A 22,371-nucleotide genomic window follows, 5' to 3' on the forward strand; every position below is an offset into this window, starting at 1 on the left:
CGACACGGCATAGGCTGGATCATCAAGGAGGCCGGATCGCTCAGGCCCGGTCCGGCAACTCTATCTTGACCTCGAGCACTTCCAGATCGTCCTGGCGGTCGAGCTGGACCTTGATGTCGTCGGGGTTGATCTTGATGTACTTGCCGATCACGGCAACCAGCTCTTTTTGCAACGCTGGCAGATAGTCGGGCTCGGCTGCACCACGCCCGGCACGCTCATGCGCCAGGATGATTTGCAACCGCTCCTTCGCGACGCTGGCCGTCTTCTTTTTCTCGCCCAGCAGAAAGCCGAGAAGTGACATGGTTTACTTCCCCCCGAACAGGCGCTTGAGCAGTCCTGGTTTTTGTGAATCGATGAAGCGCAAGGGCTTGTCGGCACCGAGGAAGCGGTCAATCACGTCGGTGTAGGCTTCGGCAACGTCGGTGCCCTTGAGCATGATGGCGGGCGAGCCCTGGTTGGACGCCGACAGCACGTCCTGGCTTTCAGGGATCACGCCGATCAGGTCGATGCGCAGAATGTCCTTGATGTCTTCCAGACCCAGCATCTGGCCATCGGCCACACGATTGGGGTTGTAGCGGGTGATCAGCAGGTGCTCCTTGATGGGCTCCTTGCCTTCCATTGCGCGCTTGGTCTTGCTGCCCAGCATGCCGAGGATGCCGAGGATGCGGTCGGAGTCGCGCACGCTGGAGACTTCGGGGTTGGTCACCACCAGCGCTTCGTCGGCGAAGTGCATGGCCATGAGTGCACCGGTTTCGATGCCGGCTGGCGAATCGCAGACGATGTAGTCAAAGCCCATGTCGGCCAGATCCTTGAGGACCTTCTCCACGCCTTCTTGCGTGAGGGCGTCCTTGTCGCGCGTCTGGCTGGCAGCGAGCACGTAGAGATTCTCGACCTGCTTGTCACGGATGAGGGCCTGATTGAGGTTGGCTTCGCCCTGGATGACGTTGATGAAGTCATAGACCACGCGGCGCTCGCAGCCCATGATCAGGTCCAGGTTGCGCAGGCCGACGTCGAAATCGATCACGGCAGTTTTGTGACCGCGCAGGGCCAGACCGGTGGAAAAGCTGGCGCTGGTCGTGGTCTTGCCCACACCGCCTTTGCCCGAGGTGACGACAACGATCTTGGTCATGTGATGCGTTCCTGTGCAGATATCTTGAAGATGAATGGATTGAGAAGAAGGAAAAGGGATTCCGGATCTGGCAGCGGACTGCAGAACCTCTAGTGTCAGGGATTCAGGGGCTGGATCACAAGATGGTCACCTGAGTCATTGCATTCAAGCCGAACTTGCGCGGTCTTGCCCTGTACATCGTCGGGCAAGGGAGTTTCGCTGGTGCGGTAGATGCCGGCGATCGAAATCAGTTCGGGAGACATGGTCAGTGCGAATATCCGTGCGTCGGTATCGCCGCGGGCGCCAGCAATGGCCCGACCGCGAAGCGGCGCATAAACGTGAATGTGTCCGTCGGCAATGATCTCGGCACCCGGGTTGACCATGGCCATGACCACCAGATCCCGCCCACGGGCATAGACTTGCTGTCCAGAGCGCAACGGCTTGTCGATGACCATCGCGCCTTGAGGTGTCTCTGGCACATCCACAGCCATTTCGGGTTCAGGATCAGGCGCAGCGGGTGCCGGCGTTTGCGGGGCAGGCTCCGGCTCCTGGATTCTGGGTGTATGAACACGCACATCGTCAGATGCGAGCAAACCCAAGGCCACGGCCGCAGCGGTCTGCGATTCGTTTCCGCCCTTGACCGCGATGGGCCGAAGGCGAAAACCCTCAAGCAAAGCCACCAAGGCAGCAAAATCCACGCTTTGGTCGGCAACCTGATCGTCGGCCTGCATCGGGCGCAGGTCGATCACAAGCGGATCGTTGTCAAAGAAGTCGGGAATGTCACCGAATCGCTGCTTGAGCTCTTCGGTGAGCTGTTCGAGGTCGGGGGACTTGAGCAGCAAGGCCACCAGGGGCAGGTTGGCGCTCTTGATCTCGAAAGTGGTCGGCGCGCTGGCGCTGAGAATGGTGGACATGGGCTTTCAATGCAACCACAACACCGGCGCCGGCTCACCCGAGCGCAAGTATTGAACCCGACGCAGTTTACCAGCCGGGCAGCCTGTACCGGCAGCCTGCCGGTGTCCCGGTGTGAATCCTGTCAGAACACGTTAAGTCCGGGCTGACGGATGACAAGGCACCGGGGCTGTCACAACGCTAAGCTGGGGGCCATGACCACACCCACGCCCTTGCTCTGGCTGAAGATGACCCGGCCGCCGTTTTTACTGCTGACCGTGGTGGCCTGCATCCTGGGCACGTCCACAGCGGCAGCGTGTGGATGTGGCCTGGACACGGGGCTGGCCATTGCCACGACGGTTCTGGCAGTCATGGCCCATGCCGCCGGCAATGTGCTCAACGACTTCCACGACGCCCGCAATGGCGCAGATGCCGCCAATCGAGATGCCATTCGCCCATTCACTGGCGGGGCCCATCTGATCCAGACCGGTGCCGTGTCCGAAAAGGAAACCCGGGATCTGGCGCTGGTCCTGCTGGTGGTACTGATCGCGGGCGGCCTCTGGCTGGTGAGCCAGACTGGCGGCGGGGTGTTCTGGCTGGGGCTGGCCGGCGTCGTGCTGGCCTGGGCTTATTCTGCGCCGCCACTCAAACTCATGAGTCGGGGCGCGGGCGAGTTGACCATCGCATTGGTATGGTTCATGGTGATAGTGGGTGCTGACTATGTACAAAGGCGCCAGTTTTTTGTGATTCCCGCCAGTGCCGGCTTCAGCTTTGGTTTGCTGGCCGCAGCGTTGTTGCTCATCAACAGTTTTCCCGATGCAAAGGCCGACGGCAATGTCGGCAAGCGAACCACGGTGGTTCGCCTGGGACCTGAGCTCAGTGCGGTGCTGTACCTGGCGCTGGTGACAGTTGCCCATGGCTGGCTGGCCCTGAGTGCCTGGTGGCAGATTCCGCCACTGCAGGCTTTGTGGGGACTCGCATCGGCACCCCTGTCGCTGGCAGCGGCCTTCTGGCTGCTGCGCCATCGCCGGCAACCGTCACGCCTCAGACCTGCACTGGTGCTGACTGTCGCTGCGGCCCTCGTCCATGGCTTGGCCATGAGCTGGGGATTCTGGCAGCTGGCCACGCAACATTGAGACATGGATACCGAAGAAGACACCTGTGCAGATCCGGAGGCAAAAAGCGGTCTTGAACAAACTTGTGGAGAACTTTGGCACAAGCCTTCAGTTGTCCACAGGCAGGTGGATGGACTTGGCTTTGTCCCCAAAACCGGACGCAGTCTTCACGGGCTCTCTCAACAGTGTTTTACGCAGGCCAAGTCTTTGATATCAAAAGAAAAAGGCGGCTTGTCCACAGACATTGGCCGCCTTCTACTATTCCTACTAATTTAAAAAATAGATTCAGGAGGAATACAAGGGATAACGTTGCAACGGTCTTCCAGGAGCTGAACCTGGTTCAGAAGTTACTGGTGAATCAACATGAGAACCCATCTGCAAGGCTTCATAACGGATGGGTCACCAGCTTGAAGTCCGGATCCTCGGGGAAAGGTTTGACCTCAAAGCCCAGACTGCGCATGAGCTTGAGCATGCCGGGGTTGTTGGCCAGTACCAATCCGTCAATCTCGTCCAGTCCCTTGTCTCGCGCTTCTTCCATGATGCTGAGCATCAGACGCGAGCCAATGCCTTTGCCACTGAAGTCGTCCGCCACAACCAGTGAGAACTCGCAACTGGTCTTGTCGGGGTTGGTGATGTAGCGTGAGACACCAATGATGCGCTCGGTCTCGGTACCACCGGGCTGACGATCCTTGTGAACGGCCACCAGGGCCATCTCGCTGTCGTAGTCGATCAGGGTGAGCTTGGAGAGCATGACAGGCGGCAGCTCGGTCATGGCGGAGACAAAGCGGAAGTAGCGGCTCTCAGGCGAGAGGCTGGCCACCAGGTCTTGCAGCATCTGGGCATCGTCGGGGTGAATCGGCCGGATCGTGTATTCCCCGCCGCCACGCATGGGCCACGTCTGCTCATAGCGGGCCGGGTAGGGCAGGATGGCCAGGTGGCCATAGTCGTGGGCCGAGGCCGGCGTCTGGTCGATCACGATGCGGGCATCCACGGCCACGGCTCCCTGGTCGTCCACGATGATGGGGTTGATGTCCATCTCGCGCAGCTGGGGCAGCTCGCAGACCATCTCCGAGACACGCAGCAAGACCTTCTCCACCGCCTCCCGGTCGACGGCCGGGGCTCCCCGCCAGTCACCCAGGGTCTCAGACGCACGAGAACGGTCCATGAGCTGCCGGGCGAGGTACTGGTTGAGGGGGGGTAGCTCCATGGCCTGATCGTTGATCAGCTCGATCATGGTGCCGCCGGTGCCGAAAGCGATCACCGGACCGAAGGGATCATCGGTCTTCAGGCCAATGTAGAGCTCGCGCCCACGTCGGCTTCGCACCATTTTCTGGATCGTGATGCCGTTGATGCGGGCATTGGGTTCCAGGCGTTTGACGTTTTCGATCATGGCCTGGTAGACGTCACGTACGCTGGTGGCGTTCATGACGTTGAGCGCCACACCGTTGACATCTGATTTGTGGCTGATGTCGGGCGAATCGATCTTCAGTGCCACCGGGTAGCCCAGTTGGGTGGCGATCATCATCGCCTCGTTGGGCGTGCGTGCCAGAATGGTCTGGGTGACCGGGACATGGAACGCAGACAGAAGCGCTTTGGATTCCATCTCGGTGAGTACCTTGCGGCGCTCTGAGAGCACGTTCTCGATGATCAGGCGAGCACCTTCGATGTCCGGCGTTTCCAGCTGAGACAGCGGCGGTGGCGTCTGCTGCAGCAAGAGCTGGTTCTGGTAGAAGCTGGCGATGTTGCCAAAGGCGCCCACAGCGGCCTCAGGCGTGCGAAAGCTCGGGATCTGGGCCTTGCCCAGCACCTCGCGGGCTTGGCCCACGGTGGCGTCGCCCATCCAGCAGCACAGCAAGGGCTTGCCGGATTTGCGTGCCACTTCCGCAATGGCTTCGGCCACCTCATGAGGCTCTGTACCCGCCTTGGGCGAATAGATGGCCAGCATGCCGTCGATATCGCTCTGGTGGCCTACTGTGTCGATGGCTTTGCGGTAGTGCTCGCCAGTGGCATCTTCTGACAGATCCACCAGGTCGGAGAGAGAAGCCAGCGGCGGCAACTCGGCTTTGAGGGCTTGCTGGTTCTGCTCGGAGAGCTTGCCCATTTGCAGGCCGATCTCATTGGCCCAGTCGGCTGCCAGCACGCCAGGCCCACCGCCGTTGGTGATGATGGAAAGACGCTTGCCCACAGGGCGGTAGCGGGCAGCCAGGCATTTGGCCGCAGAGAATAGCTGGACGAAGGAGTCGACCCGGACAGCACCGGCTCTGCGCAGTGCGGCATCAAACACATCGTCGCTGCCCACAATAGCGCCGCTGTGGGTCTGCGCAGCTTCATTGCCTGCGGGGCGCCGGCCGGATTTGAGCACCACCACGGGTTTGACGCTTGCCGCAGCACGCAAGGCGCTCATGAAGGCGCGTGAGTTGGAAATGCCTTCCAGATACACGACGATGCTGTGGGTCTGGGCATCGGTGGCCAGGAAATCAAGCACCTGCGCAATCCGGATGGCCGTGTTGGGACCGAGTGAGATAACAGTGGAGAACCCGACGTTGTTCTGGTGCGCCCAGTCCAGCATGGATGAGGTGAGTGCGCCCGACTGCGATACCAGTGCGAGTGAACCCGGTGCCGAGAGCTGGCCCGTCACGCTGGCATTGAGTCCGAGCCGGGGGCGTTGCATGCCCAGGCTGTTCGGACCCACGAGCTGCATGCCATGGCGCTTGGCCACTTTGTGCATGCGGGCGGCAGTTTCGGCACTGGTGCCATGTCCGATCACCATGGCAGCCTTGCACTTGATGCGGCCAGCCACTTCCAGTGCGTCTATGGCCTGGTCTTCAGGCAAGGCAATGATGGCCAGGTCAGCGCGGGTCTGGGCCAGATCGGCCAGTGTGCCGGTGGTCTCGATGTCAAGAAAGACAAGATTTCCGGCGAATCGTTGTGTCGTCAGGTTGTCCAGCAGATGCTGGGCCACTGGCGAGAGGTTTTCCCGGTTCTTGTGCTTGCCCACGAAGACCGCGATGGTCTCGGGCTGGAACAGTGGGGTGAGATAGTGTTTGTCCATGTGTTGTACCGACCTTTTCCCGGGTGGACGGAAGGATCAGGTTCCCTGTTTTTTGTGTACAGCGTGTGAAAGACGAGGGTCTGTGCGGAGTGCACAGGCCGATGCTGATCAGTCTGCGCCGATCAGCACCTTGACGTGAGCCGCAACGCTACGGGCCAGCGGGCTGAGCACATAGCCGCCCTCCAGACAGGAAACAATGCGTCCCTTCGCATGTTTATCGGCCACATTGAGCAATTGCTGAGTCACCCATGCATAGTCGGCTTCGACCAGGCCGAGATTGCCCATGTCGTCTTCACGGTGGCCGTCAAAGCCTGCCGAGATGAAGATCATCTGGGGCTCGAATCTCTCGAGGGCCGGCAGCCAGGTGTTGGTCACGGCTTCTCGAAACTTGTCTCCCAGGGAGCGTGTGGCCAGGCCGATGTTGACCATGTTGGGTCCCTTGGGGATGTCGCCATTGAAGGGGTAGAGACCCGTTTCAAAGGTGGAGCACATCAGCACACGTTCGTCACCGTGGAAGATGTCTTCGCTGCCGTTGCCGTGGTGGACGTCGAAATCGATCAGTGCCACACGTTCGAGGCCGTGAACGTCCAGCGCATGGCGGATGCCGACAGCGGCGTTGTTGAAGAAGCAAAAACCCATGGCGGCGGCGCGCTCGGCATGGTGGCCTGGCGGACGGACGCAGCAAAATGCATTGGGCACTTCACCTTTGATGACCAGATCCGTGGCCAGAACCGCTGCACCTGCTGCCCGTTGTGCGGCCGTGAGTGTGTGCGGGTTCATGCAGGTGTCCGGATCGATCTGGTGATATCCCTCTGCAGGAGAAGAGGTGAACATCTCCCGCACATACAGAGCGTTGTGCGCACGCGAGAGTTGCTCTTCGGTGGCCAGGGGTGCGTCGTGCTGCGACATGTAGTCGAGCAGACCGGCCATGAGCAGCTGGTCGTTGATGGCGCCCAGGCGCTCAGGGCATTCGGGGTGGTGCGGCCCCATTTCGTGGCGGGCGCAATCGGCGTGGGTGATGAAGGCGCTGAGCAAGTGCGAGTCTCCGTGGCTGGCTATGGATCAATTCAATCTAGGTCGAAACACCCATTTTGGGCTTGATGCAGCGCAACATCCAGAGGCTTGTGCCGCTGATTGCAAACAATTGCAGTTCGATTGTTGCTGGCCAGCGGCTCAGTGCAGGCCAGTCAGAGAGGCTGCAACAGCCCGTTTGAAAGGTGGCAGTCTCTCCCCGAGACCGATCAATGCCTGGCGCAGTACGCGTGCCGGACCGACGTCCCGGGTGTAGAGCATGGCCAGGGCGTGGGTGGCCATGTAGATGCCCCGGCTGGCGCTCTGGTGGGTGCGCTGATAGCGTTGCAAGGCAGACGTATCGGCGATGTCCTGAGTGCATGCGACCTGTCGACGGATTATCTCGGAGAGCGCTTCAATGCTGCGCAGACCCAGATTGAAACCGTGAGCCGTGACGGGGTGCATACCGACGGCTGCATCGCCCACGGCTGCGAAGCGCGTGGACACCAGACGGTGTGGCCAGACGCCCACCAGTGGATACGCATGTCGTGTGCTGACCAGCCGCATGTTTCCGAGCTGATGCGCAAAGCGGCCACCCATTTCGGTGTTGAATGCCAGCTCGTCCGTTTGCAGCAAGGCCTCTATGTCCTGGTGCGGAAGGGTGAGCACGACCGAGGATCGATGCAGGCCCGTTTCCGGACAAGGGTTCATGGGCAGCAAGGCCAGGGTCTGGCCATGGTCGAACCACTCCCAGGCCGTGTGTTCATGGTCTTGCTCGTGCGTCATCGCGCAGACCAGCATGGTGCGGCCATAGTCGTGCAAATCGGCTGAGATGCCCATTGAACGACGTGTGGACGAATGGCGACTGTCAGCGGCTACCAGCAGTCGGGCAGTCAGCGCTTCGCTGCTGTCCAGCGTGACCGTGGCCTTCTCGGCGGTGACCTGGACGGCGCTCACCTTGGCATTGCAGCGCAGCGCAGGTGGTGGACCGAAACTGTCATCTTCACCATCGACCATGGCAGCCAGAAAGGCGGCACGTCGAATGTGCTGATTGCTGATCAGATACCCCAGCTCGCCTGGCTGGTGCCTGGCATCGTCATGACTGATGCGCATGCGCGCTTGTGTGGGGCCTGGTTTGCCGTCAAGGACCAAGGCATCTTTCAAAGGTGAGATGTGGGCAGGATCGATGTGAGACCACAGACCTAGCTCTGCCATGAGCTGGCGGCTGTGGTGCGTCAACGCGATTTCCCGACCGTCGAATGCCGGTTCCGCCAGAGACGTTTCCGGTTGCTGTTCCAGCAGCATGACGCGCAGTCCGGTCGGGCGCAGCGCACGTGCGAGGCAAAGGCCTGCAGGGCCTGCGCCGACAATGATGATGTCCAGATCCATGGTGGCACTGACTCTATGCCGCCCATGGAAAAAGGGGCTTGACCTGCGTCAAGCCCCTTTTGCTGAGATCGAAACCGCTGGTTGCGGGCAGCCGATCAGCTCTTGGCTGGCGACTGATCCTCCGGAGCTTCAGGGACGGCCGGACTGTTGGGGTCCATCCGGTTTCCCCTTGCTTTTCCATCGCACTGGTCACCATGATGGCCCTGCTTGCCGTGATGGCGACCACCATCATGGTGGTGGCCGTGCCGGCGTTGGTGATGCTCGCCATGCATCTTGTGGTGCCCATGATGTCCGGCCTTGCCGTGACCCATACCCATGTGTTTGCCACCCATGATGCCGCGCATGCCTTTGTCGTCAAAGACCTTTTGTTGCTCGGGGGAGAGGGCTGCATACAGACTCTTGATGGCGTCCATGTGCTTGTTCATGGTGGCCTGGTGTTCGGCATGCATGGCTTGCATGCGGTCGATGCGTTCTGGCGTGGTGAGCTTTTGCCAGTCTTCGCGTTGGGCCATGCGCTCTTTCATCCCGGCAGTGTCGGGCGCGGTGCGATTGACAAAGGCCAGCCAGGCGGCTTCCTGCTCGGCTGTGATTTTCAGTTCTGTCTTGAGCGCGTTGAGGCGTTCGGTGCGGCGGGCTTCGTGACGCTTGAAACGCTCTTCCATGCGCGCCTGGTGTTGTTCCTGAGTCATGGGGGCTGCACCCGGGCCATTGCCACCACGAGAAGAGTCTGCACGGGCCAGCATCATGTCGGCGGCTGCCGTGTTCTGGGCGGTGATCCAGCTGCGCTGGGCCATGTGCTGGGCCACGAGGACGGGCTCAATGCTGCTTGTGGTCCCGGACGCGCCTGGAGAAGCCATGGAAGCGGCCAGGGCGGTGCCTGCGGCCACACCGGCCAGTGCGAGTGCGATGACGCTGCGGCGGAAGATCGAGCGGGTGGTGGTGTGTGAACGGGATGGTGATGTCATTTCTGGACTCCTGCTGTCTGTCGGCTGTCGGATCGGTGGATCGGTCGGCCGGTTTGCACTTGGGGTGGCTGGATCGGCTGCATTGCCTTTCGCCATGGCAGTCAGTGTGGCAAGCCCATGTATCTGTTTGATGGGGCTGCATCGCCGGTTTGTAAAGTTTTGTACCCGAGACCCTGGTTGGGCGCAGCTGCAAGATCAGGACGGCTTGCTTGACTCGGCGTTTTCCAGATCGTCAAGAATGGGGCAATCGGGGCGCTCGTCGCCTGGGCACAGGCACAGCAAACTGTGCAGGCTGCGCTGCATGGACTGGAGCGCCTCGATGCGCTGTGCCAGGTCGTCGTGGTGTTTCTGAGCGATGCGCTTGACGCTGGCACTGTTGCGCCGACGGTTGTGCCACAGGCCGACGAGTTCTTCGATGGCCTCCAGACTGAAGCCCATGTCGCGTGCGCGCCGGATGAAGCGCAGCGTGTGGACGTCGGACTCGCTGTACTGGCGGTAGTTGTTGCCGCTCCGGGTGACGCTGCCAAGTAGCCCCAGTGATTCGTAGTGGCGCAGCATCTTGGCTGAGACGCCACTAAGCCGGGCAGCCACACCAATGCTGACCGGCCAGTCCTGTGACTGGACCGCACCGGAGAGGGACTCCTCAAGGCCGGCACTCGCCGGCTTGGATTCGGTCATGCGGCAACCGTATAGCCTTCTTCCTCAATCGCGGCCGCAATGGCTTCTCTCGATTGGGAAGAGGTGACTTCGACCTTGTTCTGCGCGCGGTCGATGACCACCTCGGCTTGTGGATCGAGCACCTTGATGGCAGTTTGCACAGCCTTCTCGCAGTGGCCACAGGTTATGCCTTCAACGTTGAGGGTGATGTTGCTCATGGAAAAACTCCTGTTCTGGTGCGATGCTATGGGAATGATTGGGCCGGCTTTCCTTTTCCGCTGATTGGCCGACAATGCCTCCATTTTGAACCTTCCCATGATGTCAAGGTCAAGAAGAGTGCCCGAAGACCTTTTTGTCCCTGCATCCGATACACCTTGTGGCTTGACCTTCCCACGGAGGGAAAGCTTATGCTCTGAGCTATGAACACTTCAGTCACTGCGCCCAAGGCGCCTCAGGAACTGGAAGCCTCCAGTGCCGCTCCTGCCCCGGACGAGGCGATGTCGCATATCGATCTGAACATTGGCGGGATGACATGTGCTTCCTGCGTCTCCCGCGTCGAGCGTGTGCTCAAGAAGCAGGAAGGCGTGAAGGAGGCCACCGTCAATCTGGCCACCGAATCTGCCCGTATCACCGTCGAAGGAGCAGTCACGCCTATCAAGATCGGCTTGATGAAGCGGGCGGTACGTGATGCTGGTTATGAGCCCCGCTCACCCGAGGCCGCTGACGCGGATCTGGCTGAGCGCTGGATGGGACTGCCGCGCGACTTTGTGCCGGTGCTGGCTGCGCTCGTGCTTTCTGCCCCGCTGGTGTTGCCGATGGTGATGGGCATGCAGTGGATGCTGCCCGCCTGGATGCAGTTCCTGCTCGCCACACCTGTCCAGTTCATCATCGGTTGGCGCTTCTACAAGGCTGGCTGGTCGGCTGTCAAAGCCATGACCGGCAACATGGAGCTGCTCGTAGCGATCGGGACGACGGCGGGCTGGGCCATGTCGACATGGTTGTGGTTGAGCGCCGAAGAAGGTGTGATGCCGCATCTGTATTACGAGGGTTCAGCGGTCGTCATTGCACTGGTGATGCTGGGCAAGTGGCTGGAGACACGTGCCCGTCGCCAGACCACCGACGCCATCCGCGCGTTACAGTCGCTGCGGCCGGAAGTGGCACATCTCTTGCCTGACGGCGTGCGAAGGACTGAAGCTTCGGACGTTCCGGTGGACGAGCTGTTGGCCGGGGACACCATTCAGGTGCGGGCAGGTGAGCGTTTCCCGGCCGATGGCACGCTTGTCAGCGGAAGCACGCAAGCGGATGAATCCATGCTCACTGGCGAGTCCATGCCGGTTGACAAGGCAGAGGGCGATGTGGTGACCGGGGGATCGCTCAACGGCGACGGCACGGTTCAGGTCAGGGTAGGTGCAGTGGGCGCTCAGAGTGTGCTGGCGCAAATCATCGAGATGGTGCAGGACGCTCAGGCAAAAAAGGCGCCTGTGCAGCGTCTCGTGGACAAGGTGGCCGCAGTGTTTGTGCCTGCCGTGCTGGTGGTGGCTCTGGGCACGTTCATCTGGTGGTGGACGCACGATGCCGGCGTGGAAACCTCGCTGTTGCGCATGGTCTCCGTGCTGGTCATTGCCTGTCCCTGTGCGTTGGGGCTGGCCACGCCCGCAGCCATCATGGCCGGGACCGGGGTGGCGGCGAAACACGGCATTCTCATCAAGGATGCGCAGGCCCTGGAAAACGCCTGGAAGGTGGGCACGGTTGCGTTCGACAAGACCGGTACCCTGACTGAAGGGCATCCTCGTCTGTTGGTCATTGAAGCGACCAAGGGCGTGGATGAAGAAGCTGTGCTCAAGGCTGCGGCGGCCTTGCAGGCCCAGAGCTCCCACCCGCTTGCCCGAGCAGTGCTGGAAGCGGCGCAGGCCAAGGGCGTGTCTGTTGATGCGTCGCAGGCGCTGGATGTTCAGTCTGTTCCGGGCCGAGGCACCCGAGGCACCGTCAATGGCGCGAATCTGGTGCTGGGCAGTTTGCGCTGGATGGAAGAGCTCAATGTACAGCCCGGTGCGCTGGCTGCGGTGGTGCAGGAGCAGCTGGCAGCGGGTGCCACGGTGTCGGTACTGGCAACGCAGACCACAAAGGACAAGGATGCATCGGCCTGGGCGGCACTGGCTGTACTGGCCTTTGGCGACGAGCCCAAGCCGACAGCCTTGCGTGCCTTGCGCGAGCTGCGCAGTCGCGGCATGAAGCTGGTCATGGTCTCGGGCGACAACGAAGCAGCTGCACATGGCATGGGTCAGCGCCTGGGACTGAAGGCTGGCAAACCGGAAGAAGGTGGTGAAGTCATTGCCGAGGTGTTGCCAGCCGACAAGGCGGCGGTGGTTCGCCAACTCAGGCAGCAGGCGGGTGGCCATGGCGTGGCGATGGTGGGCGATGGGGTCAACGATGCTCCCGCGCTGGCGGCTGCCGATGTGGGCATTGCCATGAGCCATGTGAAGGGCGGCGGATCGGATGTGGCCATGCACGCGGCGGGCATCACACTCATGCGCGGCGACCCCGCCATGGTGGGGGCAGCGCTGGACATCTCCCGCAAGACGGTGGCCAAGATCCGGCAGAACCTTTTCTGGGCCTTCATCTACAACGCGGCAGGCATTCCACTGGCGGCGATGGGCTATCTGAGCCCGGTGATGGCGGGGGCTGCGATGGCCCTGAGCTCAGTGAGCGTGGTGACCAATGCCCTGCTGCTCAAATGGTGGAAACCCAAGGCGTGAACAACGGGGAATGACCCACTTGCCCTGGCGCCGACGGGTATGATGGTCTGATCAGACGATCGTCGATTGACAACTCTTTTTCCGGTCTTTTCCGATCCTTCTCCCCTCCACCCTGGCCGGGCAGGCTTTGCGCTGCCGGCACATGGATGCAAGCATGGCCCACGGACGCTTTCCATACGCCAATCACAGCACGGGTTTCCTGGCCGTTGAGGCCCTGACCGATCAGCCGCTGGCAGTGGTCGGAGTGCCGTTCGACGGCGCTGTCACCAACCGCCCTGGCGCGCGCTTTGGCCCGTCGGCCATCCGCTCGGCCAGCCTGTTGCTTTGTGACGGCATCCATCCTTTGTTCAATGTCTCGCCAGTCGGGCATCTTGGGGATGGGGCCGACATGAATTTGCCCAATGCCTCGCCCCTGCCGGATGTGCGTGCCAGCATCGAGGCGCAGGCCCTGGCTTTCATGCAGCAGCACCATTGTGTGTTTCTCGGCGGCGACCATTCGGTGACGCTGGCGCTGTTGCGCGCGGCCAGGCAGGTTTACGGGCAGGACGAGCCGTTGGCCCTGGTGCATTTCGATGCCCACTGCGATACCTGGACAGACCACTTCGGCGAGCCATCGGGTCATGGCACCTGGGTGTACGAGGCACTGGAGGAAGGGCTGGTGAGTGCAGCCCATACGGTTCAGATCGGCATTCGATCGAGCGGGGAGAGGGCTGCGCGCGAATATGTGGCCGATCAGGGCGGTCAGATTTTCGGTGCCCGCGATCTGCGAGGTCGGGACGGGATCGGGCTGGCCGAGGTGGTGCAGTCCATTCGTCGCCGCATCGGCAAGCGCCCGTGCTACCTCACGCTGGACATCGATTGCCTGGACCCGGCCTTTGCGCCAGGGACCGGCACACCGGAGCCTGGTGGCATGACCAGCTCGCAGGTGCTCACCTTGCTTGAAGACCTGGCCGATCTCAACTGGATCGGCATGGACTGCGTGGAAGTCGCGCCAGCCTATGACCATGGCGAGCTCACCACGCTGGCCGCAGCCACCTTTGTCTGGACCTATCTCTGTGCCCAGGTGGCCCGTCGGTGACGGCCCATACCCCACCCCTTGGCGCCAGCGTTTGATTTCGATTGTGCAGGCATGTTTCGTCGTTCCCTGATCGCTTCCGATACCCAGCTCAACCGCCAGAGCTACTACGAGGCCAGCGTCGAGCGCCCGCCCGAGCGCCAGGCGCTCCAGGGAAGCCTGTCGGTGGACGCTGTGGTGATTGGTGGTGGATTTGCGGGGCTGAGTGCTGCTCTGGAGTTGGCAGAGCGCGGTATGTCCGTTGCGTTGCTGGAGGCTGACCGCGTCGGCAGCGGCGCCAGTGGTCGCAACGGTGGCCAGGCCATCGTGGGATATGCCAGCGGACAGGAGCCATTTGAGCAGCAACTGGGCGAGGCCGATGCGCGTGTCGCCTGGAATTTGTCCATCGAAGCGCTCGATCTGATTCACCGTCGCAGGGCACAGTACAACATCGACTGCGATTGGGCCAGCGGGTATTTGCATGTGGCGGACAGTACCCGCAAGGCCAAGGGCGTGATTGAGGACGCACGCTGGATGGAGCGCATGGGTGTCGCCTGTGAGGTGGCTGAGGGAGCCGCCGTGCGGGAGATGATCAACACCTCCCGCTATGTGGCCGCCGCGCGCGAGAGCCGCTCGGGGCACCTGCATCCGCTCAAGTACGCGCTGGGCCTGCAGCGGGCCGCCGAGGCTGCAGGTGTGCAAGTGTTCGAGCAATCGGCGGTGACTGCGCTGGAGCGTGGCGAGACGCTCGTGGTCCGGACCCGCTCGGGTGAGGTGAAGGCGAAATTTGGCGTGCTGGCGGGCAACTGCCTGCTGCCTGAGTACGGTCCGGCGGTGGCCCCGGATCTGGCCTCGCGCATCATGCCGGTGGGTACCTACATCATTGGCACCGAGTCACTCAACCCTACGGTGTGCGCCGACCTGATCAAGGGCAATGCCGCTGTGTGCGACAACAACTTCGTGCTGGATTATTTCCGGTTCAGCGCAGACCATCGCATGCTGTTCGGGGGGCGTGTGAGCTACACCACCATGACGCCCCCGCGCCTCAAGGAAATCATGCAACGGCGCATGGGCAGGATCTTTCCTGCCCTGGCCAATGTCGATGTGCCTTATGTGTGGGGGGGCTTTGTCGGCATCAGCATGAACCGGGCACCGGACTTTGGCCGCCTTGGTCACAACCTGTACTACCTGCAAGGCTTCAGTGGTCATGGCGTGGCTCTCACAGGTCTGGCCGGCCAGATGGTGGCGGAAGCGGTGGCCGGTCAGGCCGAGCGTTTTGATCTGTTTGCCCGCCTGAAGCATCGCCCGTTCCCCGGGGGGCAATGGCTGCGCACCCCCAGCCTGGCTCTGGGCATGCTCTGGTATCGCCTCAAGGACATGGTGGGCTGATCCTGTGCCCCATCTGGTGGTGGGCGGCGCTTTGGCGCGAACCTTGCGCCATTCCCGCTGTGTGTTGCTTGCCAACGTGCCAAGGTCGGGCTGCCATTTGTCAGGATCTGCCCGCAATTGCTTGTAACAAGGCGTGAACACACAGCTTTTCCGGAGGAGGTGGGTGGTGTGCATCGCGGCGGCACCTCTGTTCCGGTATGGGGCCAACTGGGGGATATCCCCCGTGTTGGGGGGTGTTGGGGCATATGCCCCAGTTTCGCAGGGCGGCCTAGAATGTCTTCGATCTTTGTTTCTTTCATGGCTGGCGTCATCAGGCCTTTGGTACTGCCCTTTCTTCCGGGATCTGTTGTGAAACCGACCATGCGCAGCTTGTTGGGCACCAAACAGCCCATGTTCTGGACCCGCCGCTTTGCGGTGCTGAGTTTGCTGTGCGTGCTGGTCACGGCCTCGGGCAGTGCGACCTGGTTGTCCAGGACCGTCTCGGAGCGCATGATCATGCGCAATGCCGAACTGGCCCAGGAGTTTGTCGACAGCCTGGTCCGCATGCACAGGGGCGACCGGTTCTTCTCGGACCAGAGCGATGTGGCCGGCATGGAAATGCTGTTCGGGGAACTGGGCCGAATGCCCGGCCTGGTTCATGCCAATGTGTATGACCCTTCCCACAAGCTGATCTGGTCGACCAACCGCTCAGCCATCGGCGAGAGCGCAGGCGACAACCATGAGCTGGAAGAGGCCCTGGAGGGGGAGCTGGCGGTGGAGAGCGAGCTCCTGGAAACGGTGAACTTCATCAAGCCGGAGCACGCGTTCATTCCTGATGACGCTCGGGATGCGATCGAGGTCTATATACCGGTTCGCAACGAGGCCTTGTCGGTGGTGGGCGTGGCTGAGCTGTACATGCGACCGCAGCGCCTGATCCAGTCGATTCATGAACTGACCCGCGGCGTCTGGCTGGCCTGTGCGTTCAGCGGTCTGCTCATCTACGGCGCACTGGTCTGGCTGGTCATGATGGCCGACCGCCAGATTGCGCGCCAGCAGCGCACCATTGTGGCCAATGAGTCCCTGGTGGCCGTCGGCGACATGGCGTCTGCCGTGGCACACGGCCTTCGCAATCCGCTGGCATCCATTCGCTCCAGCGCCGAGCTCATTTCCATGGGTCCGGAGAAGCCGCAGGCTGACGACATCATGAGTGAGGTCGATCGCCTGCAGTCATGGATCAGCAAGCTGCTGGCCTATGCGCAGCAGGGTGGCCGCGACCTGACGCCGGTCGATGTGCGGGAGCTCACGGACAACCTGCTCACGCCCTACAAGGCCCGCATGAGGTCATTGAACGTGGTACTGACCTGCGAATGGCCTTCCCCTTTGCCACTGGTGCTGGCCGATGCGCCCGCGCTGGAGCAGGCCATGGACAACCTGATTGCGAACGCCATTGATGCCATGCCGGAAGGCGGGAAATTGCGCATCTCTGCCAGCCGGCAGGGCAAGGCCCTGCGCGTCGTCATTGCAGACACGGGCGTGGGGATGTCGGCTGAAGACTTGCAGCGGGTCTTTGTGCCGTTTCATACCACCAAGCGAACCGGCCTGGGTGTCGGCTTGCCGCTGGCGCGCCGGACCCTGGAGCGGCTCGGGGGCAGTCTGCGCCTGCGCAGCCAGCTTGGTGAGGGCACGCAGGCAGAGCTGAGCCTGCCCATCGCTGGCAACAAGGTTCGCACCTGACCACTGGCATCGAACACACGCATCACCGCAGAGCATGAACTACACCGCACTGATCATTGAGGATGAGCCCCTGCTGGCCCGCAACATGATGCTGTACCTCCAGCGCCATGAGCTGGAGTGCCAGGCCGCCGGCAGTGGGGAAGAAGGCCTGATGATGGTCGATGAGGTGCGACCGGACGTGGTGGTGCTGGACCACAACCTGCCAGGCAAGACGGGGTTGTCGGTGCTGGAGGAGTTGCGCGCGAGGGACGCGCAGTTGCCGGTGGTGATGGTGACCGGCCACGGCAGCGAACAGGTGGCGGTAGACGCCATGAAGCTCGGAGCATTCGACTACCTGATCAAGCCTGTGTCGCTGCATCAGCTCAAACAGGTGCTCGATCGGGCGGTGCAGCAGCAACGCCAGGCAAGTGAACTGCGTCATTTGCGGGCCCAGTCCGCAGGTGCCAGCGCGACGAAAGGAAGCGCCGCCTTGCTGGGCAGCTCTTCGGCAATGAAGCAGATGCGGCACCGATTGGCGCAGCTGGTGGACGCTGACCGGCGACTGACCCAGGGTGCTCCTGCGGCGGTACTCATCCATGGCGAGACCGGGACCGGCAAAGAGCTGGTGGCGCGTTCGCTTCATTTCGATGGTCCGCGCAGTGAAGGGCCGTTTGTGGAAATCAACTGTGCGAGCCTGCCATCGCAGCTGGTCGAGAGTGAGCTCTTCGGCCATGAGCGCGGTGCCTTCACCGATGCCAAGGAACGCCGTATCGGCCTGGTCGAGGCCGCTGACGGGGGCACCCTGTTTCTCGACGAGGTGGGCGAGCTGGAGCTGGCCACACAAGCCAAATTGCTCAAGCTGCTGGAAGACCGTCGCGTGCGACGCCTGGGCAGTGTGCGTGATCAGGAGGTGGATGTGAGGGTGGTGGCCGCGACCAACCGGCCACTGGAAGCCATGGTGCAGGCCGGGACGTTCCGTGGGGACCTGTTCTTCCGCCTCGGTGCCTTGCGCATTGACCTGCCTCCCCTGCGCGCACGCGAAGGTGATGTGGTGGAGTTGGCCAAGGTGTTTCTGGCCCGGACGGCCCGCCGGTACGGAAAGCCGGACCTGCGCTGGTCCAGGGAAGCGCTGGATGCACTGGCCGCCTATGCCTGGCCCGGCAATGTACGGGAGCTGAGCAACGTGGTGGAGCAGAGCGTGATTCTGTGTGCCTCGCCGGAAGTGGGCGTTTCGGACTTGAACCTTCCGGCTGCACCGGCCGTGCCGCCGGATGCCCGTCATGGCGCAGCCCCGGCGGCAACAACAGGCTTCGGTGGCCAGGCCAGCCTGCCCGATGCGGAGCGCCAGATGCTGGAGCAGGCGCTCACGCAGCATCGCTGGAACGTGACTCAGGCCGCCCGGGCACTGGGCATCTCTCGCGATACCTTGCGCTACCGCATCGACAAATATGATCTCAAGCCCACGGCCTGACGCCTGTCTGCGCTAGCCCGTGGGTGGGGGAGATCCCCAGAACCTGGGGGAGGATTGGGGGAAATACCCCAGTTCCCCCCAATCCCGAGAACAAATTGTTTCCCTGAAAAAGTCAATGAATTCAACGACTTAATTGGTTTTCTCCTGGTTGGCACAAGGACTGCTCTGAATCAGGCATGGAACGCCACTGCGAGTGATGCAGGCATTCCAGTGATTGCAGTTCAAACGACCATCAAAGGAGAAACCCATGAACGCATCTGTTCGCAAAATGACCGTCCTGGCAGCTGCTGCCTTGGCCTGGGGTGCCAGCCATGTTGCCGTGGCGGCGACCAGCCATACCATTGACATGTCGACCCTGTCGGCGCTGCCGACCCAGCTGCAGGCGAGCGAGGAGCCCGTGCAAGTCCTGGCGCGCCGTGGCCGTGGTCGCGGTGGCGATTCCGGCAGCAGCAGCTCCAGCGGTGGAGACAGCGGAAAAGGCCGAGGCCGTGGCCGCGGTGGCCGCAGCGACAGTGGCTCCAGCTCCAGCTCCAGCTCCAGCTCCAGCTCCAGCTCCAGCTCCAGTTCCGGCTCGAGCTCTTCCTCCGGTTCGTCGTCCGGCTCCAGCGGCGGCGATAGTGGCGGCTCCTCTTCGGGCGGCTCTTCATCCTCTGGCGGTTCGTCGTCGAGCTCCAGCGGCGGCAGCAGCAGTGGTGGCTCCAGCAACAGCGACGGTGGCCGCCGTGGCCGAGGAGCCGACGATGGCCCGGGTCACACCCGCCAGGGCCGTGGAACAGACGACGGCCCAGGCCATGTTCGTCGTGGCCGAGGCGCCGATGACGGCCCAGGTCATACCCGTCAGGGTCGCGGAACCGACGATGGCCCGAATCATCACAATCCGTCCAGTGGTGAAATGAGCGATCACGGTCCCAACCACACCTGAGCCAAGCCACCTGTTCTGACCAGGTGAGTTCAAAGCCGGTGCCGCAAGGTACCGGCTTTTTTGTTCGCTCAGAGTTCGGCGAGTGTCAGGCGCAGGCGAATGCGTGTGATCACCGGCCCGGTGAACCCGCGGCGAAGCGTGATGTCGCTGCCGGCATCGCCCCTGACCATCAGCCCCATGGGCATTTCGACGCTGACGTCGTGGCGCAGGTCTGCTCGTGCCTGTGTCCAGGGCAAGCCAGCGCGTTCGATGCTGACGACTTCCATGTCGTGTCGCACGCGCATGCCCAGCTTCGAAATGGCCAGGCTGGCGCCTTGCAGCTTGCCGCAAGCGTCTTCATAGCGATCGCCCTCCATGCGGGTTTCGCCAAAGGGGTGGACCACCGTGATATCGAGCCGGGTCTGACCACCGAGGTTGCGGCAGACGGAGAGCTTGCCGTCAAGCCCGGCCTGCACCATCTCGTTGACGCTGCCCTCGATCTGCCCGGCAGAAAAGACATACAGACCATGGACGTAGAAGGCCAGCAACAGGCCAAGAAGGGACAGCAATATTTTTTTCATGGGCAGCAGGCGGTCGACGGCAAAAAGGGCCGGTTTGTGATTCAATGATGCTAAATCAATCTGTCCGGAGCTCGCATGAAATCCTCGCCTTGCATGGTATGGCTGCCTGCCGACCATAAGCTGCTGGGCGACCATGACCACCAGATGCCGTTTCTTGTACTCGGCGACAAATATGCCCGTGCCGTGCGGGATGGTGTGGAGGCACAACCAGTGATGTTTCCACTGGCGGATGCTCATCAGGTCGAACACCTGCTGTCCATGGTGGACGGCGTCATGCTCACGGGTTCGCACGCCAACGTGCACCCGTCGCACTTTGGGCAGGAGGTCACCGACCCTTCCTTGCCCCTTGACACGGCACGTGATGCACTGACCCTCGCGCTGGTGCGGGCTTGCGTTCGCATGGGCGTGCCGCTGCTGGGCATTTGCCGTGGCTTCCAGGAGATCAATGTTGCCCTGGGCGGCTCGCTTTATCAGCAGGTGCAGGATGTGCCCGGGCGCATGGATCATCGGGAGCCCAAGGGCGCACCATTTGACGAGCAGTACGGACTGGCGCACGCCATTCGTGTGGCACCGGGCAGTGTGTTCGAGCAATGGGCTGGTGGTCCGGAGGTCATGGTCAATTCGCTGCATGGGCAGGGGATCGACCGTCTGGCCGACAGCCTTGAAGCGTTGGCCCATGCACCGGACGGACAGATCGAGGCCGTGGGTCTCAAAAACGCCAGCACCTTTGCCTATGCCGTGCAGTTTCACCCCGAGTGGCGCTGCACGGAGAACCCTTTCTACCTGGCCATCTTCCATGCGTTTGGCAAGGCTTGCCGACAGCGCTACAGCGCGCGCCTGCAGCACATGGATCTGGAGCGCCATTGCCGCGACTGAGTGGCGTCGCACGACGCAGACAACCCTCTCACATCTCCATCTTCACCTTCATCATCGTTACTGAAGCGACTTTGTCATGAACGCACCACGCAATTTCAATGATCTGGAGCTTTGGCTCAATCAGAACCATGTCACCGAGGTCGAGTGTCTTGTACCTGACCTCACAGGGGTGGCGCGAGGCAAGATCCTGCCCCGGGCAAAGTTCACCGATGACCGGGGCATGCGCCTGCCGCAAAGCACGGTGTGCATGAGCGTGACGGGCAATGTTCCGCCGTCCGGCCCGTACTTCGACGTGGTGGAGCCCACCGATCGCGACATGCAGCTTCGTCCTGACCCGGCTACTGTGCGCATCGTGCCCTGGGCGTCAGACCCGACGGCGCAGGTGCTGCACGACTGCTTCATGCACGACGGCACCATGGTGCCCTTTGCGCCGCGAACCGTGTTGCGCAGGGTGTGCGATCTTTATGCCAAAGAGGGCTGGACGCCGGTGGTGGCACCTGAGCTGGAGTTCTACCTGACGGCACGCAACACCGACCCAAACACCTTGCTTCGTGCACCGGTCGGTCGCAGTGGCCGGGCCGAGACGTCGCGTCAGGCCTATTCCATTGACGCTGTGAACGAGTTCGATCCCCTGTTCGAGGAGATTTACGACTACTGCGACAAGATGGAGCTCAACGTCGATACGCTGATCCACGAGATCGGTGCCGGTCAGATGGAGATCAACTTCTTCCACGGTGATCCGCTGAGACTGGCCGACGAAGTGTTCTTCTTCAAGCGCACCGTGCGCGAAGCGGCGATGCGCCATGACATGTATGCGACCTTCATGGCCAAGCCGGTTGCTGGCGAGCCTGGCAGCGCCATGCACATCCACCAGAGCATCGTGGATCAGGATGGTCAGAACCTGTTCTCCAAACCCGATGGCAGTGCCTCGGAGACGTTTGCGCATGCCATTGGCGGCTTGCAGCGTTATGTGCCTGCAGCGATGGCACTGGTGGCTCCGTACGTGAACAGCTACCGGCGCCTGACCCGTCACACCGCGGCACCCATCAACATCGAATGGGGTCACGACAACCGCACGGTCGGCATTCGCTCGCCGATTGCGCCGCCACAGGCCCGACGGGTGGAGAACCGCGTGATCGGCGCGGATGCCAACCCCTATGTCGCCATGTCCATGACGCTGGCGTGTGCCTATCTGGGCATGAAGAACAAGATTCAGCCCAAGCCGGAAATGAAGGGCGACGCCTACCTGTCACCGTATGCATTGCCCCGCAGCCTGGGCGAGGCACTCGACTGGCTGCGTCGCGAGTCTGAACTGCACGACGTGCTGGGCAAGGAGTTCATCACGATCTACACCGAGATCAAGGAGCTCGAGTTCGAAGAGTTCATGAAGGTGATCTCGCCGTGGGAGCGGGAGCACCTCTTGCTCCACGTGTAAGGCACGTCCCGTTTTCGAGAGTTGCGGA

19 protein-coding genes are annotated in these 22,371 nt (G+C 61.9%); 9 read left to right on the forward strand and 10 right to left on the reverse strand.

The genetic code is table 11. The annotated features are described in order from the left end of the window. Window positions 1–40 precede the first annotated feature (40 nt). From minE to minC, 3 genes are all read right to left on the reverse strand, one after another. Window positions 41–301, reverse strand: a complete 261-nt coding sequence (gene minE, locus ABWV89_RS11180) for a cell division topological specificity factor MinE (protein WP_353396646.1) — start codon at window positions 299–301, stop codon at window positions 41–43. Between the two features lie 3 nt (window positions 302–304). Continuing rightward, complete coding sequence (minD, locus tag ABWV89_RS11185) at window positions 305–1,129, reverse strand: septum site-determining protein MinD (protein ID WP_353396648.1); 825 nt, start codon at window positions 1,127–1,129, stop codon at window positions 305–307. 95 nt (window positions 1,130–1,224) lie between these two features. Then, entirely contained in the window at window positions 1,225–2,022 is a 798-nt protein-coding gene (gene minC / locus ABWV89_RS11190; RefSeq protein ID WP_353396649.1) for a septum site-determining protein MinC, read from the reverse strand. Window positions 2,023–2,214: 192 nt separating this feature from the next. Between minC and ABWV89_RS11195 the strand changes: the two genes are divergently transcribed. Beyond that, a complete protein-coding gene (locus ABWV89_RS11195) occupies window positions 2,215–3,135 on the forward strand; it encodes a prenyltransferase (protein ID WP_353396650.1) in 921 nt (306 codons plus the stop codon). 364 nt (window positions 3,136–3,499) lie between these two features. On the opposite strand, the gene ABWV89_RS11200 is transcribed toward ABWV89_RS11195, so the two are convergent. From ABWV89_RS11200 to ABWV89_RS11225, 6 genes are all read right to left on the reverse strand, one after another. Beyond that, the gene (locus tag ABWV89_RS11200) at window positions 3,500–6,166 is read right to left on the reverse strand and encodes a bifunctional acetate--CoA ligase family protein/GNAT family N-acetyltransferase (protein WP_353396652.1); all 2,667 of its coding nucleotides are present in this window, start codon (window positions 6,164–6,166) and stop codon (window positions 3,500–3,502) included. 108 nt (window positions 6,167–6,274) lie between these two features. Then, the gene (locus ABWV89_RS11205; RefSeq protein ID WP_353396654.1) at window positions 6,275–7,201 is read right to left on the reverse strand and encodes a histone deacetylase family protein; all 927 of its coding nucleotides are present in this window, start codon (window positions 7,199–7,201) and stop codon (window positions 6,275–6,277) included. A gap of 138 nt (window positions 7,202–7,339) precedes the next feature. Next, window positions 7,340–8,566 carry a 5-demethoxyubiquinol-8 5-hydroxylase UbiM gene (gene ubiM / locus ABWV89_RS11210; protein ID WP_353396655.1) on the reverse strand — a complete coding sequence of 409 codons (1,227 nt, stop codon included), beginning with the start codon at window positions 8,564–8,566 and terminating at the stop codon, window positions 7,340–7,342. A 95-nt stretch (window positions 8,567–8,661) separates the two neighbouring features. Further along, window positions 8,662–9,531, reverse strand: coding sequence for a Spy/CpxP family protein refolding chaperone (locus ABWV89_RS11215; protein ID WP_353396658.1), 870 nt, complete (start codon window positions 9,529–9,531; stop codon window positions 8,662–8,664). 195 nt (window positions 9,532–9,726) lie between these two features. Further along, a complete protein-coding gene (gene cueR / locus ABWV89_RS11220) occupies window positions 9,727–10,209 on the reverse strand; it encodes a Cu(I)-responsive transcriptional regulator (protein ID WP_353396661.1) in 483 nt (160 codons plus the stop codon). Continuing rightward, on the reverse strand, window positions 10,206–10,406 hold the full coding sequence (locus tag ABWV89_RS11225; protein WP_353396663.1) for a cation transporter: 201 nt from the start codon (window positions 10,404–10,406) through the stop codon (window positions 10,206–10,208). The genes cueR and ABWV89_RS11225 overlap by 4 nt, the downstream gene beginning before the upstream one ends. Before the next feature lie 201 nt (window positions 10,407–10,607). On the opposite strand from ABWV89_RS11225, the gene ABWV89_RS11230 reads away from it, so the two are divergent. From ABWV89_RS11230 to ABWV89_RS11255, 6 genes are all read left to right on the forward strand, one after another. Beyond that, window positions 10,608–12,944, forward strand: coding sequence for a heavy metal translocating P-type ATPase (locus ABWV89_RS11230; RefSeq protein ID WP_502903195.1), 2,337 nt, complete (start codon window positions 10,608–10,610; stop codon window positions 12,942–12,944). Between the two features lie 154 nt (window positions 12,945–13,098). Then, the gene (gene speB, locus ABWV89_RS11235; RefSeq protein ID WP_353396666.1) at window positions 13,099–14,022 is read left to right on the forward strand and encodes an agmatinase; all 924 of its coding nucleotides are present in this window, start codon (window positions 13,099–13,101) and stop codon (window positions 14,020–14,022) included. A 51-nt stretch (window positions 14,023–14,073) separates the two neighbouring features. Beyond that, window positions 14,074–15,387 (forward strand): NAD(P)/FAD-dependent oxidoreductase, encoded by a 1,314-nt coding sequence (locus tag ABWV89_RS11240; protein ID WP_353396668.1) that lies wholly within the window; start codon window positions 14,074–14,076, stop codon window positions 15,385–15,387. A gap of 360 nt (window positions 15,388–15,747) precedes the next feature. Continuing rightward, the gene (locus ABWV89_RS11245; RefSeq protein WP_353396670.1) at window positions 15,748–17,100 is read left to right on the forward strand and encodes a sensor histidine kinase; all 1,353 of its coding nucleotides are present in this window, start codon (window positions 15,748–15,750) and stop codon (window positions 17,098–17,100) included. Between the two features lie 34 nt (window positions 17,101–17,134). After that, window positions 17,135–18,550 (forward strand): sigma-54-dependent transcriptional regulator, encoded by a 1,416-nt coding sequence (locus ABWV89_RS11250; RefSeq protein WP_353396672.1) that lies wholly within the window; start codon window positions 17,135–17,137, stop codon window positions 18,548–18,550. Between the two features lie 247 nt (window positions 18,551–18,797). Next, window positions 18,798–19,472 carry a hypothetical protein gene (locus ABWV89_RS11255; protein ID WP_353396674.1) on the forward strand — a complete coding sequence of 225 codons (675 nt, stop codon included), beginning with the start codon at window positions 18,798–18,800 and terminating at the stop codon, window positions 19,470–19,472. A gap of 68 nt (window positions 19,473–19,540) precedes the next feature. Here ABWV89_RS11255 and ABWV89_RS11260 read toward each other — a convergent pair whose 3' ends face one another. After that, on the reverse strand, window positions 19,541–20,032 hold the full coding sequence (locus ABWV89_RS11260; RefSeq protein ID WP_353396676.1) for a hypothetical protein: 492 nt from the start codon (window positions 20,030–20,032) through the stop codon (window positions 19,541–19,543). 75 nt (window positions 20,033–20,107) lie between these two features. Here ABWV89_RS11260 and ABWV89_RS11265 point away from each other — a divergent pair, with 75 nt between their 5' ends. Continuing rightward, entirely contained in the window at window positions 20,108–20,908 is an 801-nt protein-coding gene (locus ABWV89_RS11265; protein ID WP_353396678.1) for a gamma-glutamyl-gamma-aminobutyrate hydrolase family protein, read from the forward strand. Window positions 20,909–20,984: 76 nt separating this feature from the next. After that, window positions 20,985–22,343, forward strand: coding sequence for a glutamine synthetase family protein (locus ABWV89_RS11270; protein WP_353396680.1), 1,359 nt, complete (start codon window positions 20,985–20,987; stop codon window positions 22,341–22,343). The last annotated feature ends 28 nt before the right edge of the window (window positions 22,344–22,371 follow it).

Source organism: Hydrogenophaga sp. 5NK40-0174 (assembly GCF_040372165.1).
GTDB lineage: Bacteria > Pseudomonadota > Gammaproteobacteria > Burkholderiales > Burkholderiaceae_C > Hydrogenophaga.

Coding starts and splice junctions, on each gene's coding strand:
- ABWV89_RS11225 (WP_353396663.1), bottom strand. CDS start 10,406: ATGAGCAACATCACCCTCAACGTTGAAGGCATAACCTGTGGCCACTGC.
- ABWV89_RS11255 (WP_353396674.1), top strand. CDS start 18,798: ATGAACGCATCTGTTCGCAAAATGACCGTCCTGGCAGCTGCTGCCTTG.
- ABWV89_RS11195 (WP_353396650.1), top strand. CDS start 2,215: ATGACCACACCCACGCCCTTGCTCTGGCTGAAGATGACCCGGCCGCCG.
- speB (WP_353396666.1), top strand. CDS start 13,099: ATGGCCCACGGACGCTTTCCATACGCCAATCACAGCACGGGTTTCCTG.
- minE (WP_353396646.1), bottom strand. CDS start 301: ATGTCACTTCTCGGCTTTCTGCTGGGCGAGAAAAAGAAGACGGCCAGC.
- minC (WP_353396649.1), bottom strand. CDS start 2,022: ATGTCCACCATTCTCAGCGCCAGCGCGCCGACCACTTTCGAGATCAAG.
- ABWV89_RS11230 (WP_502903195.1), top strand. CDS start 10,608: ATGAACACTTCAGTCACTGCGCCCAAGGCGCCTCAGGAACTGGAAGCC.
- minD (WP_353396648.1), bottom strand. CDS start 1,129: ATGACCAAGATCGTTGTCGTCACCTCGGGCAAAGGCGGTGTGGGCAAG.
- ubiM (WP_353396655.1), bottom strand. CDS start 8,566: ATGGATCTGGACATCATCATTGTCGGCGCAGGCCCTGCAGGCCTTTGC.
- cueR (WP_353396661.1), bottom strand. CDS start 10,209: ATGACCGAATCCAAGCCGGCGAGTGCCGGCCTTGAGGAGTCCCTCTCC.
- ABWV89_RS11215 (WP_353396658.1), bottom strand. CDS start 9,531: ATGACATCACCATCCCGTTCACACACCACCACCCGCTCGATCTTCCGC.
- ABWV89_RS11260 (WP_353396676.1), bottom strand. CDS start 20,032: ATGAAAAAAATATTGCTGTCCCTTCTTGGCCTGTTGCTGGCCTTCTAC.
- ABWV89_RS11245 (WP_353396670.1), top strand. CDS start 15,748: ATGCGCAGCTTGTTGGGCACCAAACAGCCCATGTTCTGGACCCGCCGC.
- ABWV89_RS11270 (WP_353396680.1), top strand. CDS start 20,985: ATGAACGCACCACGCAATTTCAATGATCTGGAGCTTTGGCTCAATCAG.
- ABWV89_RS11250 (WP_353396672.1), top strand. CDS start 17,135: ATGAACTACACCGCACTGATCATTGAGGATGAGCCCCTGCTGGCCCGC.
- ABWV89_RS11240 (WP_353396668.1), top strand. CDS start 14,074: ATGTTTCGTCGTTCCCTGATCGCTTCCGATACCCAGCTCAACCGCCAG.
- ABWV89_RS11265 (WP_353396678.1), top strand. CDS start 20,108: ATGAAATCCTCGCCTTGCATGGTATGGCTGCCTGCCGACCATAAGCTG.
- ABWV89_RS11200 (WP_353396652.1), bottom strand. CDS start 6,166: ATGGACAAACACTATCTCACCCCACTGTTCCAGCCCGAGACCATCGCG.